Origin of the sequence: Arthrobacter agilis (genome assembly GCF_030816075.1) — a bacterium.
Taxonomy (GTDB): domain Bacteria; phylum Actinomycetota; class Actinomycetes; order Actinomycetales; family Micrococcaceae; genus Arthrobacter_D; species Arthrobacter_D agilis_E.
Genome location: NZ_JAUSXO010000001.1, coordinates 640027 through 655977, shown reverse-complemented (window position 1 = coordinate 655977; position 15951 = coordinate 640027). Strand labels below are relative to the sequence as shown.

Annotated in this window: 11 protein-coding genes; 5 read left to right on the top strand and 6 right to left on the bottom strand. The window is 71.0% G+C overall.

Annotation, left to right across the window (positions count from 1 at the left end):
• Nucleotides 1-24: 24 nt before the first annotated feature.
• The 5 genes from QFZ50_RS02860 to QFZ50_RS02840 all read right to left on the bottom strand — a co-directional run bounded on the left by QFZ50_RS02860 (nucleotide 25) and on the right by QFZ50_RS02840 (nucleotide 9995).
• The gene (locus QFZ50_RS02860) at nucleotides 25-6132 is read right to left on the bottom strand and encodes an Ig-like domain-containing protein (RefSeq protein WP_307081725.1); all 6108 of its coding nucleotides are present in this window, start codon (nucleotides 6130-6132) and stop codon (nucleotides 25-27) included.
• A 182-nt stretch (nucleotides 6133-6314) separates the two neighbouring features.
• Nucleotides 6315-7529, bottom strand: a complete 1215-nt coding sequence (locus QFZ50_RS02855) for an adenylate/guanylate cyclase domain-containing protein (protein ID WP_373462239.1) — start codon at nucleotides 7527-7529, stop codon at nucleotides 6315-6317.
• The gene (locus tag QFZ50_RS02850; RefSeq protein WP_307081723.1) at nucleotides 7526-8164 is read right to left on the bottom strand and encodes a PH domain-containing protein; all 639 of its coding nucleotides are present in this window, start codon (nucleotides 8162-8164) and stop codon (nucleotides 7526-7528) included. Before QFZ50_RS02850 ends, QFZ50_RS02855 begins: the two co-directional genes overlap by 4 nt.
• Nucleotides 8165-8167: 3 nt before the next feature.
• The gene (locus QFZ50_RS02845; protein WP_307081721.1) at nucleotides 8168-9049 is read right to left on the bottom strand and encodes a biotin--[acetyl-CoA-carboxylase] ligase; all 882 of its coding nucleotides are present in this window, start codon (nucleotides 9047-9049) and stop codon (nucleotides 8168-8170) included.
• 64 nt (nucleotides 9050-9113) lie between these two features.
• Nucleotides 9114-9995: an SDR family oxidoreductase gene (locus QFZ50_RS02840; protein ID WP_307081719.1), complete on the bottom strand. Its 882-nt coding sequence runs from the start codon at nucleotides 9993-9995 to the stop codon at nucleotides 9114-9116.
• 248 nt (nucleotides 9996-10243) lie between these two features.
• On the opposite strand from QFZ50_RS02840, the gene QFZ50_RS02835 reads away from it, so the two are divergent.
• Together QFZ50_RS02835 and QFZ50_RS02830 are read left to right on the top strand one after the other, a co-directional pair.
• Complete coding sequence (locus tag QFZ50_RS02835) at nucleotides 10244-11827, top strand: acyl-CoA carboxylase subunit beta (protein ID WP_307086614.1); 1584 nt, start codon at nucleotides 10244-10246, stop codon at nucleotides 11825-11827.
• Entirely contained in the window at nucleotides 11824-12111 is a 288-nt protein-coding gene (locus QFZ50_RS02830; protein ID WP_373462238.1) for an acyl-CoA carboxylase subunit epsilon, read from the top strand. Before QFZ50_RS02835 ends, QFZ50_RS02830 begins: the two co-directional genes overlap by 4 nt.
• On the opposite strand, the gene QFZ50_RS02825 is transcribed toward QFZ50_RS02830, so the two are convergent.
• On the bottom strand, nucleotides 12108-13403 hold the full coding sequence (locus QFZ50_RS02825; RefSeq protein ID WP_307081715.1) for a serpin family protein: 1296 nt from the start codon (nucleotides 13401-13403) through the stop codon (nucleotides 12108-12110). The genes QFZ50_RS02830 and QFZ50_RS02825 overlap by 4 nt on opposite strands.
• Before the next feature lie 278 nt (nucleotides 13404-13681).
• Here QFZ50_RS02825 and QFZ50_RS02820 point away from each other — a divergent pair, with 278 nt between their 5' ends.
• From QFZ50_RS02820 to QFZ50_RS02810, 3 genes are all read left to right on the top strand, one after another.
• The gene (locus tag QFZ50_RS02820) at nucleotides 13682-13984 is read left to right on the top strand and encodes a YegP family protein (protein ID WP_307081713.1); all 303 of its coding nucleotides are present in this window, start codon (nucleotides 13682-13684) and stop codon (nucleotides 13982-13984) included.
• Between the two features lie 84 nt (nucleotides 13985-14068).
• Nucleotides 14069-14764 carry a DsbA family oxidoreductase gene (locus QFZ50_RS02815; protein ID WP_307081711.1) on the top strand — a complete coding sequence of 232 codons (696 nt, stop codon included), beginning with the start codon at nucleotides 14069-14071 and terminating at the stop codon, nucleotides 14762-14764.
• Between the two features lie 192 nt (nucleotides 14765-14956).
• Nucleotides 14957-15697: a GAF and ANTAR domain-containing protein gene (locus QFZ50_RS02810; protein ID WP_307081709.1), complete on the top strand. Its 741-nt coding sequence runs from the start codon at nucleotides 14957-14959 to the stop codon at nucleotides 15695-15697.
• Nucleotides 15698-15951: the final 254 nt, after the last annotated feature.

Below are 15951 nucleotides of genomic sequence, written 5' to 3'. Positions count from 1 at the left end.
TCTGGAGTCCTGCCCATCACGGCGTCAGCACGGTCCCGGGCTGTTCTTGCTGGGCTGCCCGAGGACGGTGTGTCCAGCATCGACGTAACGGCCGTTGTTACGGGAACTCACGATCCTGTACCAGTTACCCGTGGTCCCGTAACCGTCGGTGTGCGTGATGTAGCAGCCTACGGTGAAGTTCTGGCCCTTGTAGAACCAGGGCTCCCGATCCGCACTGATGCCGTCACACGTGAACTTCTTCGGGTCGTAGCTCGCACGGTTGGCCGTATCGGTGCAGCTACGTTCCATCTGGCCGTGAAGTGTCGTATTCACCTGATCCGGGCGCTTCTCGGCTCCAGTTCTAGCGGTCTTCGCGTCCTCCGGTCCCGCGGTCCCGCGGGAGTTGACCGCTCGGACGCGGATCGTGTGCTCCTGCTCGTAGCCATTGCCCACACTCCGGGTGCCTCGATCCTGCACCGTCTCCCAGCCGCCCCCGTCGATCCTGATCTCGATGCGCGCGACGTCGTGGGCTGCCTTGTTGGGCGGCTCCCAACTCAGATCGACGCTGGTGTTGCCCTCCGCCGCGTTCTGGCCACTCGCTTTCGCCGCACCGGGAGAGCCGAAGGGCCGCACCGCGGCGGACGGCGCACCGGGGTCGCTCGTGTAGCTCGCACCGTCACTGGTCACGATCGCGCGGATCGTCGCTGTGACGTTCTCGCCGTTGGCGAAGCCGCCGACCGTCTGGTTCTGGGCGACCGGCTGCCACGCGCGGCCGTTGAAGCTCGCCTGGTAGGACACCTCGTTCTCACGGGCGCCGTTCCGCTGGGCGGCCGCGAGCGGCGTGTAGGTGATGGTCACGGCGCGGCCCGCGCCGCCCGTGTCGGCCTCGACGAGCTGCGGCGGCGCGGGCTGCGCGGGGCTGCCGACGGCACGCCGCGGTGCCGACTGCGCACCGAACGCGGACCAGCCGGCCTTGTTGTAGGAGCGCACCGCGTAGGAGTAGTCCGCCTCGGCGTTGTCCACGGTGATGGTCTGCTGCGACGCGGGGATCTCCGGCAGGGTGCGCACGAGGGTGGCTCCCCGGTACTCCTGCACCTCGTACTTGGTGACGGGTGCCCCGTTCGGGTCGGCGTCGTTCCAGTCGACGGCGAGCTGGCTCTGGGCGCCCACCGACTGGGCGCGCGTCGTCGTCGGCGCCTGGGGCACTCCCGGCAGGCCTGCCGGGGTCTCCGGCGACGAGTAGTCGCTCCAGTCGGAGGGGTCCGGGGCCGCATTGCGGGCCTGGACGCGCACCTTGTAGGCGACGCCGTTCTCCAGGCCCTCCCACACCACGGGGCTTCCGGCGGCCGACCGCTGGGGAGCCCCGTTCGCCGGAGCCGGCGAAATCTGCAGCTCGTAGCCCTCGATGGGCGAGCCCTCGTTGTTCGGGGGCGTGAAGTTCACCGTCAGGGACCTGTCGCCGAATACGAGCATGGGCGGCGCCGGCTGGTCGGGCTTGGTGTCCGGACGGGCCGGGGCACTCGTCGGCGACGGATCGGAGGTGCCGTTGGCGTTGGTGGCGGTGACCTGGAAGACGTACTCGACGTTGTTGGTCAGTCCCGTGATGGTGCACGTGGTCGTGGGGCATTCCTGGCTGACGCCGTTGGCGCTCGTGACGGTGTAGCCCGTGATGGGCGAGCCGTTGCTAGCCGGCGGGTCCCAGGACATCACGACGGTCCTGCTGCGCGTCGACTCGACGGTCGGGGTCCCCGGGACCCCCGGCTTCCCCTCGACGGTGAGCTGGATCTGCCCGGTGACGTAGCGGTCGCTCTGCTCGGTCTTGTCCGCCACCGAGTACTGGACCGTCATGCTGCCCACGAAGCTGTCGGCGGGCGTCACCACGACGGAGTCGCCCTGCTGGGACGCGCTGCCGTTGCCGTCGGCGATGACGTCCACGAGGGTGAGCGGCGCGTCCTCGAAGGGGTTCACGTCGTTGGCGAGCACGGGCACGGTGACGGGTTCGCCCTGGATCGCCTTGGGTACCACGTCCGTGTTGGCGACGGCGAGGGGCCGGCTGGAGGCGAGGACGGTGAGGTCCACCGCGTTGATGGCCTTCTCCTCCCCGTCGGAGACGGAGATCCCGAGCCGGCCGACAGCTCCGGTGCGTGCGGAGTCCGCGGCGCCCACCTCGAGCACCGAGCCGTTGAGCCGCGCCTCGAAGCCGGCCGGCACGTCGCCCTCGAGCGCGAAGACGAGTGCGTCGACGTCCTCGGGGTTGGGGTCCGCGGCGAGCTGCCGGAGGTCCAGCGACACCGCGGGTTCCGCCGTCGCCGGCTCGAGGGACGCGGAGGTCAGGGTCGGCGGGAGGTTGGTCTCGGGGGCGGGGATCACGTTGATGAGCACGGTGAGGGTGCTCGTGAGCCCCTCGGCGTCGTCGGGGCCGCTGCCGTCGGTCACCTCGAAGGTGATGGAGCCGAGGCCGGCGTAGCCGATGTCCGCTCCGTACACGAGGTTCGAGGGGTCCCTGATGAGCTCCGCGCCGTTGTCCACGCCGATCGCCGCGACCTTCTCGGCCACAGTGATGCGCGGTGTCCGGCCCTCGCGGACCTCCACCAGTTCGCGGAGGTCCAGGGCGAGGTCCTCCCCCGCGGTGACGTCGATGGGCGCGTCCGAGACGAGGGTGGGGTACTGCTCGCTGAGGCTCGGCACCCAGATGACGGCGCGGGCCACCCCGCCGTCGATGTCCTCGACCTGGTACGGGATGAGCTGGTCCTCCTGCGTGAGGTTCACCGTCACCGTGTTGTCGTCCCCGACCGTCACCCCCGTGTACTCGGGGTCCACGGTGACCAGCAGGTCCTCGCGGACGCCGTCGGGGTCCTCGTCGTTGTCGAGCACGGGCACGTCGACGGCGGTCTCGCCGCGGGTCTCGGCGGGCTCCACGCGGTCGTCGCGGGCGATCGGCAGGAGCAGCTCCGCGTTCTGGTCCACGGTCACGGTGATGTTGCCGTCCGCGGTGCCGCCCCGGCCGTCGGTGACCTGGTAGCGGACGTTGAAGGTGCCCTGCTCTTCGGGCGCGGTGAACAGCACCCGGGCGTCCTTGATCTCGGGGGCCATCTCGGCGGGCGTCGCGGCGAGCGCGTCGGGGTTCAGCCGGATGGGGTCGCCGTCCGGGTCGGAGTCGTTGCGGAGGGCCTCGACGGCGATCGCGCGGCCCGGGCGCAGGATGGCGCCGTCGTTCACGGCGATGGGCTTCTGGTTGGCCTCGGCGGCGGGAGCGATGCCCACCTGCACGGTGCCGGTGTTCTCCAGGCCGAAGCGGTCCCGCACCTTGTACGTGAAGGAGTCGGTGCCCGCACCGGTGGCGGACGCGGTGAAGTCGATGTAGTTGGTGCCGGGGACGGCGGCGCCCTGCTTCGGCGCGCTGTCGATGCCGGTGAGGAACACGGAGTCGCCGTCGGCGTCGATCCCGTCCAGCGGTACCGGGATGCGCACGGTGGAGCCGGCGATGACCCGGCCCTCGAGGTTCTTCGGCACGGGCTGCGTGTTCTTGGCGTCGTCGCGCGCCTTCACGGTGATGCGCACCTCGGCGGAGTCGACCTGCCCCGAGGTGTCCCTGACGTTATAGATGGCGTAGACGGTCTTCGCGGTGGGACCGGCGACGAAGCGGAGCACGTTCTCGGAGGCGAACATGCGCCCGTCGGCCGGGTCCACGCCCTGCGCGAGCACGGGGTCCAGGGTGAGGGAGTCGCCGTTGGGGTGCGTGTCGTTGTCGAGCACGGGGATGTTGACGACGTCGCCCACGCGGACTGTCGCGGTGTCCGGCGTCGCCTGCGGCGGCAGGAGCGTCTCCGGTCCCGCGACGGAGAGCACGCTGACCTCGCCCGTCGCGGACGCAGCCCCGTTGGAGACGGTGTACTTCAGGGTGGTCTGCTGGTTCAGGCCGCGCACGTCGTGGATGCGGAGGATGTTGTGGTCCAGCAGGGCGACGTCGAGGGGTGACCCCTCCGGCGTGGTCACGGACTGCACCACCATCACGCCGCCGGTCGGGTCGGTGTCGTTGGCGAGGACGTCCACCAGGACGTCCCCGTTCCGCGGGAGCAGGGCCACGTCGCGGACGGCCACGGGGGCCCCCTCGATGCCGCTGGCCTTCGCGTCCACGCGGATGAGTCCGCTCGCAGTCTGCGGGCCGTTCGTCACGAGGTACTCGAGGTACACGGTGCCGGCCTGCGTCGGGGTGAACGCGATGGTGCCGGTGTCGTAGTCGGGCGTGATCGCGGCGTCGTTGCCCGTGGGTTCGGCCTTGGCGAGGCTGAGCTGGCCGCCGGCCGGGTCGAGGTCGTTCTGCAGCGGGGACAGCTGCACCTCCTGGCCCACGATCGCCGTGAAGTGGTCGAAATTCGCCACGGGCGGGAGGATGCCGTTGGCGCGGACGTCGAAGACCACGGTGCCCTCGACCTGCTCGAGGCCGTCGGAGACGACGATCTTCACCTCCTTCACACCCTGGCCCTTGCCGACGTCGCGGAAGGTCAGCAGCCCGTCGGAGCGGGTGCGCACCTGGTCGCCGTCGGGTGTGGGCTGGGCGCTGACGAGGAACAGGTCGTCGCCGTCCGGGTCCTCCCAGGTGTTGAGGATGTTCTGGCTGACGCTGCGGCCCTGCTCCACGAGGATGGTTGTCGGGCGCTTCGCCCGGGGCGCCTCGTTGGTGTCCGGGCCGCGGACGTCGAGCGTGACGGCGGCGCCGGCCTTGCCGCCGCGGCCGTCCTCGATGTCGTACCGGAAGGTGCTGCGCCCCACGGGGGCGTCCGCGGGCACCACGATCTGCATGCCGGCGCCGTCGTAGATGCTCTGCACGGTGCCCGACGGCGGCTGGTCGCCGGCGAGCGTGGCCGTCAGCAGGTCCCCGTCCGGGTCGGTGTCGTTGTCGAGGACGTTGAGGATGGTGGTGCGGCCGGCCCGCGCGCCGAACGAGTCGTCGGTGGCGACGGGCGGGCGGTTCTCCCCCGAACGGTCCGGCAGGGTGTTGACGGGGTTCTCGCTCGCGGACTCCTCGTCCTCCTCGTCCGACTCGTCCTTGGGCGGGACGATGTCGCCCCAGTTGTCCACGAGTTCGAGGTTCTGCTGCACGAGCCAGACGTCGCCCGCGGCGATGTCGTTGAGGACCACGACGTCCCGGTTCACGCGGAAGACGAGCTCCGACTGCGCGCCGAGGTTGGGGATGTCCTCGCGCTTGTCGTTCGCGTCGTCCAGGCAGTCGCGGAGGTAGGTCTCGGCGCCGGACCACGCGGCGTGCAGGCAGGTCCCCTGCATGACGGGCGCGGCCGGGAGCCCGTTGCCGATGTCCGTGACGACGGCGTCGGAGCCGTCGAGCGGCTGCTGGATGAGGGAGGTCTCGGTGGCGATGGAGACGGTCTCGGCGGCGGGACCGCTCTGCTGGAGCTTCGCGCGCTCGGTGTCCTCGAAGGTGACGGTCTTCCCGCCGGGCAGGATCATGAGGCCGGAGGCGGGGTCGAGGACGACGGCGTCCTCCCCCACGACGGCGACCTGCAGGTCCCCGGTGTTCGCGAGCTCGGGTGCCTCGCGGACCTCCGGCTCCTCCCAGGTGCCGTCCTCGCGGACGTCGTAGCTGCTGATGCTGCCGGCGTCGGGGTCGGCGACGACCACCCGGCCGGACGACGAGACGGCGGCCACGGAGCCGGGGCCGCTGGACACCGGGTCCTCCTCCTGGTCGTTGAAGGCGGCGAGCGCGGCCGTCGTGGTGATCCAGGTCGATCCGGTGGAGCGGTCGGTGACGGTGGCGGTGGTGCCGCCGATCGCGAGGACGGCGTCGCCGGGCAGCTGCACCTCGGTGCCGCGGACCACGTTCGCGATGTCGACGGGGCTGACCTTGGACTGGTCGGAGTTGATGTTGAAGACGGTGGAGGCGAGCTGCTGGACGTCGAACGCGTCGCTGTTGGCCGCGTAGCCGCCGTCGAGCAGGCGGGACTGGTAGTTCAGGTGGCCCACCATGCCGAGCGTCTCGTTGGTGACCCAGACGCCGCCGTCGTTCAGGTCGACGTCGGCGGTGGCGAAGCCCGGGTACAGCAGCGCCCCGGCCACGATGGCGCCGGTGACCGTCGTGACGACGGCGGCGGAGACGGCACGCGAACGCTGCGGCTTCTTGCGGTTGAGACCCACGAACTTCACCCTTATTGCCCCATTTTGTGTCGTGCTGCGGGCCGCCCACGCAGGTGAACGGTCGCTAGCAGTCTCGCACGGCACGCCCGAAGTACCAACGCCGGATCATGGGAAGGACTCCCCATCCGGGCTTCCGAGCTTCCGGGCTTCCGGGCTTCCGGGCTTCCGGGTGGCCCGGACGGTCAGTCGAGGATGATCCCCGTGCCCGTCCCCCGGGCCAGGGTCACCGGGCGCACCTCGCCGAAGCCGCGGACCTGGCGCGGCTCGTGCGGCGTGAGGACGAACTTCTCGTTCTGCGTCAGCGTCGCGGCCGTGCCGGAGTCCACGAGCACCTCGCCCGGCTCGGCGAGCGCCGTGAGGCGTGCGGCGAGGTTCACCGTGGGTCCGTAGATGTCACCGAGCCGGGACAGCACGCGCCCCCAGACGAGCGAGCAGCGGGCCGAGGGCAGGAACTCGTCCTCGGAGAACGCCTTGGCGAGGGCCAGGGAGATCTCCGCCCCGGCCTCCGGTGATTCCGCGATGTAGAGCACCTCGTCACCGATGGTCTTCACCAGCCGTCCCCCGCCGACCGAGATGATCTCCGCGCTCTTGTTCTCGAACCGCTGCACGAGCTGGGCGAGCGTGCGCTCGTTCATCTGCCGCGACAGGCTCGTGTAGGAGACGAGGTCGGCGAAGCCCACGGCGCGGGCGAGCGGCAGCGGCGCGTCCTGCTCGTCGCCGTCGCGGCCCGCCTCGCTGGAGCGCAGGCCCGATTCGGCGCGCAGCGCGAGCCGCTGGACGGCCGCGTTCATCTGGCGGCGCCACGCGTACACCAGCGTCTTCTCGAGGGGGTCGATGAGGTCCGGGAGTTCGGTGACGAGCGTCTTCCGCGCGTCGGCGTCCGTCAGTCCGCGCTGCGCCACCATCTCCTCGACGATCGCCTCGATCTGCCACACGACCATGCGGTCCGTCATCTGTCCCACGGCGCGGGTGATCGAGATGGCGGCGTCCTCGGTGAGCTGCTCCTGGCGCACGAGGTCGATGATCGTGGTGAGCGCATCGAGGTCCTTCTCGGTGAAGGCGATGTCGTCGTCCCCGATGTTGGGGAACCCCATGGCCCGCCACAGCTTGCGCGCGGACAGCAGGGACACGCCGGCGCCCGCGGCGATGTCGCGGCGCTTGAGGGTGCGCTCCGCTCCGAGGAGTTCGCGTTCGAGCCGGCGGATGGTCTCGCGGTCCAGTTCGCGCGGGATCTCCGGTGGCGCCGCCGGATCGTTCCCGGGGTCCGTCGCCATGTCGGACTGCAGCTGCCACACGGTCTTCGGGGAGCCGGCAGCGGGGGTTTCACCGGCGGCACCCGCGCCCGGTGGAGGCCCGGCGGCCGGCGGCATGGACTCGTCGCGGTCCTCGACTGTCACGCTTGCTCGCCCCTCCACTGCTGCTGTCCCCATTCCTGCTGCCCCGTGTCCTGCCGTGCCCACTCCTGCTGCACGCCCGGCGTGCCGCCGTGGGCGTACTGCGGGTCGATCTCCATGTCTACACCATCGAACATGCGGGTCAGCGGGAGCTCACCGATCGCCTGGACCACGTACTCCTTGACCGTGGCGACCTGCGGCACGTCCGGATAGGCATGGGTGCGGTCGAAGCCGAGGTCCACGACGAGGGTGCCGCTGCGCACCAGCCGCTGCAGGAGGCCCTGCTCCGTCTGCAGCTGGGAGATGGCGGAGAGGTTGATCTGGTGTTCGGTGCGCCGGGTGGCTCCGCGCCGGTGGATGAGCCGCATGCTCGTGAGCACGTAGCGGTTGCCGGACCAGCGGATCAGCGGCCGCACCGTGATGCGGACCAGCAGGAGCACGACGACGGCGAGCGCCGCGAGCGCGAGGACCGGCTGCCAGTCTGCGAGTCCCGGCAGGGGGCGGCCGGTCAGGTAGCCGAGGCCGAACCCGCCGGCGCCGAGGAGGACGAAGCCCGCGACGACCGGGCCGACGAGGGGCAGCGGGTTGGGCCGGGTGCGCACGAGGACGCGCTCCCCGGGGAGCAGCCTGATCCGCACGGGCTACGCCTGCGGGCGGAGGTGCACGACCTCGCCCGCCGAGACGGTGTGGCGTTCGCCGTCGTCGTCGCGCACGATCAGCGCGCCGTGCGCGTCCAGGGCCAGGGCGCGCCCGGTGAGCAGGCCGCCCCCGGGGAGTTCGGCCCGGACGTCCTGGCCGAGGGTCGCCATGCGGGCGCCGATCCGCGCGTGGAGGGACGGCCCGTCGGCCCAGGCGGCCTCGGCGTCGCCGTCCACGTCGCAGAAGGCGCGGTAGGAGTCGGCGAACGTGCGGAGGAAGGACTTGAGGAGGATGTTGCGGTCCGTGGTGCCGGCGTACTCGAGGAGCAGGCTCGTCGCGGTGGGGACGGGGAGCTCGTCGTCGGTGAGGCTGACGTTGAGCCCCACCCCGACGACGACGGCGGGCGGTTCGGCGCCGGCGCCGGGCACGAACTGCGCGAGGACGCCGGCCAGCTTCCGGCCGTCCACCGTGACGTCGTTGGGCCACTTGAGCTGCGGGGCGATCTCGGTGCGGTCCTCGACGCTCTCCGCGAGCGCCAGGGCGGCGAGCAGGGAGAACCAGGAGTAGGCGGTGGTGGGCACGGGCCTGCCGTGCCGGTTGAAGGGCCGCAGGAGCACGCTCACGAACAGCGACGACCGTTCGGGAGCCACCCAGGTGCGGCCCAGGCGCCCGCGGCCGGCGGTCTGCACCTCGGCCGCGAGGACGCTGAGGTCCGGCCAGCCCGCCGCCTCGCGCTGGGCGTGCTCCACGAGGTCCGTGTTCGTGGACCCTGTGCGGGGTACGACGTCGAGGCGGGAGAACGGGCCCGCCGGCATGCACAGCGCTGTCCTCAGCGCGCCGAGGTTCAGGCCCGGGCGCTCGAGATTGGAGTAGCGGGAGGACATGCCATCGATCTTATCCGGACCGGCGGCCGCAGCCTCCCGGGCCGGTGGCCCGGGGAACCGGTGGTCAGAGGAAGATGTCCGGGACGAGCTGGTCCTCGGTGGCGCCGAGGCTGTAGCCGGCGAGGTCGGTGATGCCTTCCTCGCGCAGCACCTGCTCGTCGGTGTAGAAGTTCCCGGTGCAGCTGCTGGCGACGCGGACCAGGATGGCGTGGGCGGCGTCGGCGACGATCTCGGGGCTGCGGGCGGCCTGCACCATCCGGCCTCCGCCGGGCATGTTGCGGATGGCCGCGGTGTCGATGAGGGTCGCGGGCCAGAGCGAGTTCACGGCCACCCCGTCGCCCTTCAGCTCCTCCGCGAGTCCGAGGGTGGTCAGGCTCATGCCGTACTTCGCCATCGTGTAGGCCAGGTGCATCGCGGCCCAGCGGGGGGCGAGGTTCAGGGGCGGGGAGAGGGTCAGGATGTGCGGATTGGGGGATTTCGCGAGTGCGGCCAGCGAGAACTTGCTCAGCATGAAGGTGCCCCGGACGTTGATGTCCGCCATGAGGTCGTAGCGCTTCATGTCGACGTCGGGGGTCTTCGACAGGTCGATGGCCGAGGCGTTGTTGACCACGATGTCGATACCGCCGAAGGTGCTGACCGCGGCGTCCACCGCGGCGCGGACGTCGTCGTCGTTCCGCACGTCCCCGACGAGGGGCAGGGCGCGTCCACCCGCGGCCTCGATCTGCTCGGCCGCGGTGTAGACGGTGCCCTCGAGCCTGGGGTGCGGTTCGCCGGTCTTGGCCATCAGGGCCACGTTCGCGCCGTCACGGGCCGCCCGCAGCGCGATGGCCAGGCCGATGCCGCGGCTGCCGCCGGACATGATGATGGTGCGTCCGGCGAGCGTGGCGCCGGCCGTCCTGCCGGTCCTCGCCGCCTGGGATAACGGGGCTTCGTTGCGTGCGGTCATGGCTCCACCATAAGCAGCGCTGCAGGCCCGACGACGCCGCGACGCACCGATGTTACCCGCAGGTAACATCACCTGCCCGGCTAAGCGATGGCGGCCGAAACTGTAGACGTCCTACAACGGCGAGCCTCCTGGACCTCACTAGACTGGAGGAATTGCGCCGCGCGTTGGAGGAAACCTCCAGCCGTCGGTGCCTGCCCATCCACGCGCCGACTCTCGAACCGCCGACCGGAGTATTCATGCATCAGGACCTGCAGCCCGACCTCACGACGACGGCCGGGAAGCTCGCTGACTTCCGGAGGCGCAAGGCGCTCTCGGAGCAGCCCTCCGGTCCCGAGGCGATCGAGAAGCAGCACGCCCGCGGCAAGAACACCGCCCGGGAGCGCATCGACCTGCTCGTGGACGAGGGCTCCTTCGTGGAGTTCGACGCCCTCGCCGTGCACCGTTCCACCGCGTTCGGCATGGAGCGGAAAAAGCCGCTGGGAGACGGCGTCGTGTCCGGGTACGCCACCGTGGACGGCCGGCTGGTCGCCCTCTACAGCCAGGACTTCACCGTCTACGGCGGCTCGCTGAGCCAGGTCAACGGCGAGAAGATCGTGAAGGTACAGGAGTTCGCGCTGCGCAACGGCTGCCCGGTGATCGGCATCAACGACGGCGGCGGCGCGCGCATCCAGGAAGGCGTGGCGTCGCTGGCGATGTTCGCGGACATCTTCCGGAACAACGTGCACGCCTCGGGCGTGGTCCCCCAGATCTCCCTCATCATGGGCCCGTGCGCCGGCGGCGCGGCCTACTCCCCCGCCCTGACCGACTTCGTGGTCATGGTGGACAAGACCTCGCACATGTTCATCACGGGCCCCGACGTCATCAAGACGGTGACCGGCGAGGACGTGGACATGGAGACCCTCGGCGGGGCACGGCAGCACAATACGACGACGGGCACGTCCGCCTACCTCGCGGCGGACGAAGCCGACGCCATCGGGTTCGTGCGTGAACTCCTCGACTTCCTGCCGTCCAACAACCTCGCGGAGGCCCCGCTCACGGCCTTCGTGGAGGAGCCCGAGGTGACGGACGACGACCTCGCGCTCGACGAGCTGATCCCCGACGCCGCGAACCAGCCGTACGACATGCACGCCGTCATCGCGGCGATCGTGGACGACGGCCACTTCCTCGAGATGCAGTCCCTGTACGCGCCGAACGTCGTCACCGGCTACGCCCGGGTCGAGGGGCACACCATCGGGATCGTGGCCAACCAGCCCCTGCAGTTCGCGGGGACGCTGGACATCAATGCGTCGGAGAAGGCGGCCCGGTTCGTCCGCCACTGCGACGCCTTCAACATCCCCATCCTGACCCTCGTGGACGTGCCCGGGTTCCTTCCCGGGAAGGACCAGGAGTTCCAGGGCATCATCCGCCGCGGCGCCAAGCTCCTCTACGCCTACGCCGAGGCCACGGTGCCGAAGCTGACGGTGATCACCCGCAAGGCGTACGGCGGCGCGTACATCGTCATGGGGTCCAAGAAGCTCGGCGCGGACCTCAACCTCGCGTGGCCCACGGCGCAGATCGGCGTCATGGGCGCCCAGGGAGCGGTCAACATCCTCTACCGCGGGCACCTCAAGGCCGTCGCGGAGGCCGGCGGGGACGTCGAGGAGGCGCGTGCCGACGTCGTGCAGCAGTACGAGGAGGAGCTGCTGAACCCGTACCAGGCAGCAGAACTCGGCTACGTCGACGCCGTCATCGCCCCGTCGGAGACGCGCCTGCAGATCGTGCGCGGGCTCCGCGCGCTCCGGGACAAGCGGGCCTCGAACCCGGTCAAGAAGCACGGGAACATCCCGCTGTGAGCGGCGTGGAGGACGGGCGCGACGACGCCGCCCCTGCCGGTAGTCCTGCCGGACCCGACGCGGCCTCCGACGCGGTGCCCGCCGGGGCCCCGGCCGTCCTGTCGGTCGTGTCCGGGCGGCCGACGGCGGAGGAGCTCGCGGCACTCACCGCCGTCGTCGTCGCCCTGCAGGGGACGGACGCGGCCGACGACGCCCCGGACCACGGCAGATCCTGGGTACGACGCGCTCTGCTGCGCCTGGGCCCCACCCCGGGGCCCGGGTCCTGGCGGCGCAGCGTCCGCTAGCTCCCGGCGCGTCCCGCCGGCCGGCGTGCGGCTCGCGGGTCGGCGACGGTCCCCATGATGACCGGCAGGCCGGTCTCCTCGTGGACGACCTGGTAGCCGAAGGGCCGGTCGAAGGCGATGCTGAGCTCCGGCGGGACCGGCGCGCTCGTCACCATCGCGAACTGCGTCACCGCTGCGGCGATCGTCCCCTTCTCCGCCACGGTGATGTCGGCCGTCTGCGCCCCTCCCGAGAGCGTGGTCCCGGGCTGGATGGCCCTGAAATCGGCACCGGGACCGACGGTCTCCGCCAGTCCCAGGGCGCCGAGGACACCCATCAGATCCTGGGTGGACCCGTGGCTCCACGTCGGGAGCGCGAGATCGACGGGGACGGGCGCGGCGGCGTCGAGAACGTCCGCGATCCCCGCGAGCTGCTGCTCGTCCCAGGCGGGGGCGGACCCTTCGGCCGGAAGGACGAGCCGCAGGAAGAAACCCTCGCCGTACGGCAGGTCGATGCCGCTCCAGCCCTTCCCGCGGGCGTACCGCACCGTCGGCGAGGAATGCATGGTCGGGACGTCGACCGTCGGACCGCCGGACAGGGTGAACGGACGGTCCCCTGTGGCGACGGCATCGAACGGCTCGTCCCAGGCCGCGGCGAAGTACACGGCGGTGAGCAGTGAGAGCGTGGTGGCAGGGCCCGGCTGCAGGGGCGCCTTCGTGATGCGGCCGCCGGTCTCCGCCGAGACCCAGTCGTCGACACGAGCCGCTGTCGAAGGGTCCGCGAAGTCGACAGGATGGACGCCCGCGCCGTACTGCCGTGCCAGGACCTCGAGGAAGGCTTCGCCGGTGGTGCCTCCCGCCGGGACGAACACGGCGCCGGCCAGGTGCAGCAGCGGGGTGCGGGGCGGATCGTCCTCGTCCACCGCACCGGGGTCGCCGTCGAACTGCTGCACGCTCGCCAGCAGCGCGTTCATCGCCGCGTGGTGCTCGTCCGTGAGGCCGAGCACGGTGTCCAGCTCCTTCGCCGTCGTCGTCCCGGCGCCGGCCCGGAGCATCGAGAGGGCGTACAGCGCGCCGAGGGGGCTGGTCACCTGGTCGGCGTTCCGCGCCGCGGTGAGGGCCGCGCCGAGTCGGAGGGAGGCTCGCCGCACGGCCGCCTCGGCCTCCGGGTGCAGGCCCCGTTCGACGGCAGCACGCGCCGCGGGAGCCCGCTGCCGGTCCGGTCCGCTCGACCCGCGGGCGGTGGGCACTCCGACCGCCGCGCTCGCCGTAGCGTCCCGTCGCGTCTGCACAGCGTCCGTGCGTCGATGCTTCATCCGGGCCCCCTGGAGCTCCTGGGTCCTGCCGATCCTGGTCGTCCTCGCCTGAAGCGTACGCCCGGGCCCCCCCGGTGCGTGGCCGGCCGGTCGGGATCCCGCGTCGGAGCCTACTCGCGAGTACACGATGCCGTCTCTACCATGGACAGATGGGTGTGGCTGGGGTCACATGGGGGAAGCCCTATCCCGTACCGGGCCATCCGGGACGCCGTACCGCGTCCCGGAGTTGATGACGAGCCCGGCGGTCCTGCTGCCCGGGACGATCACAGGGGGTAGCCATGGCTGCGGCAATTGAACTCTTCCACGATCGGGACGACGCTTTCAGGTTCCGACTGAAGACACCGGGCGGGACGGTCCTCGCCGTCTCCAAACCGTTCCCGGACAAGGCAGCGGCCGTCGCGGGGATCCGCGCTCTCCGTGAGTGCGCGGGAACGGGCCTGATCTCCGATCTCTGCCCACCGAGTCCCCGTGCAGGAGGGGCCGGGAAGGCAGCCCCGTCGTCGGCTGCCGCCACCGCGCAGCGGAGGCTCCTCGGCGGCCTGCAGGGTGCGTCGGATCCGCAGGAGCCGCCCACGGGGTGAGACCGCCCCTACAGCACGCACCATCGCCCTGCTCCGGCAAAGTGCTCCTCGCCCGGCGGCGGCGGCAGCCCTAGGCTCGTGTCCATGGCAGCTCCTGAAGTCCCTCCCGGAACAGTCACAGTGTTCACCGACATCATGTGCGGCTGGTCGACCATCGCCTTGCACCGCTTCTACCGGGCGAGGGACGCCGCCGGGCTCACCGGGCGCCTCTCCGTGGACCTGCAGCTCTTCCTCCTCGAGGACATCAACCGGATCGCGCTCAACAGCCGGATCATCGAGCCGGAGATACCGGTCGTCGGTGCCCTCGAACCGGACCTGCACTTCACCCCGTGGCAGCGCCACCCCTCGGAATGGCCGGTCACGAGCCTGCCTCCGAACGAGGCGGTCCATGCCGCGAAGTCACAGTCCCCCGCGGCGGCGGAGGAACTCGACATGGCGCTGCGGCTCGCGTTCTGGCGCGACAGCCGCTGCATCAGCATGCGCCACGAGATCCTGGCCGTCGCCGACGAATGCCCGGGCGTGGATGCCGACGAGCTGCGGCGGGCGGTCGACACCGGCGCCGCCCGCGGGCCGATGATGCAGTCCTACCTCGACCACCGGGAGGACGTGCAGGGCAGCCCGCACTTCTTCCTCGCCGACGGCACCGATACCCACAACCCCGGCATCACCATGCACCAGGAAGGCTCCACCGGAGCCGGTTTCCTCGTCGTCGACTCCGACGACCCCGGCGTCTACGACGACCTCGTCCGCAGGGCCGCCGAAGCAGCGGGCGTCAGTTGACGCCTGTTCTCCCCCCGGCCGGGACAGGTGGAAGCGCGGTCCGGTGCGACGCGTCCGGCCGGCGGACCGCGGATCAGGCCCGTCACCCGGGCCCGATGCACCTCCGGATCGGTCGCGGTCCGCGGATCCCTAGTAACGTGACGATGCAGGCCGTGTATCTGCGGACCGGGCGTCGACGGAAGGTAGCAAGTTGTGAGCAATGACCAGATCTTCGGAGAAGTGCAGCTCCCGGGGATGCTGCAGGACATGGTCCTGGAGAGCTCCGACGTCAACGAGTTCCTCGACGGGCTCGCGAAGCTCGCCGCCAGTGCCCTCTCCTCCGGCGGGCGGGAAGTCTTCTGCGGCGTCGTCCTCCTCCGGCCCAGGGCCAAGGGGACGGTCGCGAGCAGCAGCGATCATGCGCGGCGCATGGACGAGGTCCAGTACCAGTTCGACGACGGCCCGTGCCTCCGGGCCGCCCGCGACGGCCAGGTGTATCTGGTCACCGATTTCCGTAACGAGTCACGCTTCGGGGAGTACACGAAGGCCATCGTCGATCACGGGATCCGATCGGCGCTCGGAGTACCCATTCCGCTCGACGGGCTCGCCGCCGCCGGACTGGACCTGTACTCGCCGCAGCCGGACGCCTTCAGCGAGGAGGCCATCGCCGAGGCCGTCGGGTTCGCCCGGGAGGCGTCGAAGTCCCTCCGCATGGCTGTCCGTGTCGCTCACCTGACCGACACCGGGGAGCACCTGAAAGCGGCGATGAGTTCACGGACGATCATCGACGTCGCGGCCGGCATCATCATGGGGCAGAACCGGTGCAGCCACGACGCGGCCATGACGATCCTGAAAGCCGCGTCCAGCGGCCGGAACAGGAAGCTGGCCGACGTCGCCGCAGCAGTGGTCACCTCCATCGGCCAGCAGCCCCCGCAGACACACTTCGACTCCTGACGCGGGGACGGGCAGGAACGTCTCCCTGCTCGATGGGGGCGATCGTCCGGCTAACCGGCAGTCGGGGTGTCCAGGCGCGCCATCATCAGGGCCTCTGCCACGATCGCGTGCCCGAAGTCGCCGGCCTCGACGGCCTGCCGCAGATCGGTCAGGAGCGGCATCCCGTCAACCGACCCCGTGGTGCTGCAGCCACATCTCCGGCAGGGCGAACTGCCACCAGGACGGGTGCCTCGTCCTGGTCCGTTGATGCTCCC

Excerpts from the sequence above, each read along its gene's own strand:
- QFZ50_RS02845 (WP_307081721.1), bottom strand. The coding sequence starts at position 9,049 with ATGTCCTCCCGCTACTCCAATCTCGAGCGCCCGGGCCTGAACCTCGGC.
- QFZ50_RS02840 (WP_307081719.1), bottom strand. The coding sequence starts at position 9,995 with ATGACCGCACGCAACGAAGCCCCGTTATCCCAGGCGGCGAGGACCGGC.
- QFZ50_RS02825 (WP_307081715.1), bottom strand. The coding sequence starts at position 13,403 with ATGAAGCATCGACGCACGGACGCTGTGCAGACGCGACGGGACGCTACG.
- QFZ50_RS02820 (WP_307081713.1), top strand. The coding sequence starts at position 13,682 with ATGGCTGCGGCAATTGAACTCTTCCACGATCGGGACGACGCTTTCAGG.
- QFZ50_RS02815 (WP_307081711.1), top strand. The coding sequence starts at position 14,069 with ATGGCAGCTCCTGAAGTCCCTCCCGGAACAGTCACAGTGTTCACCGAC.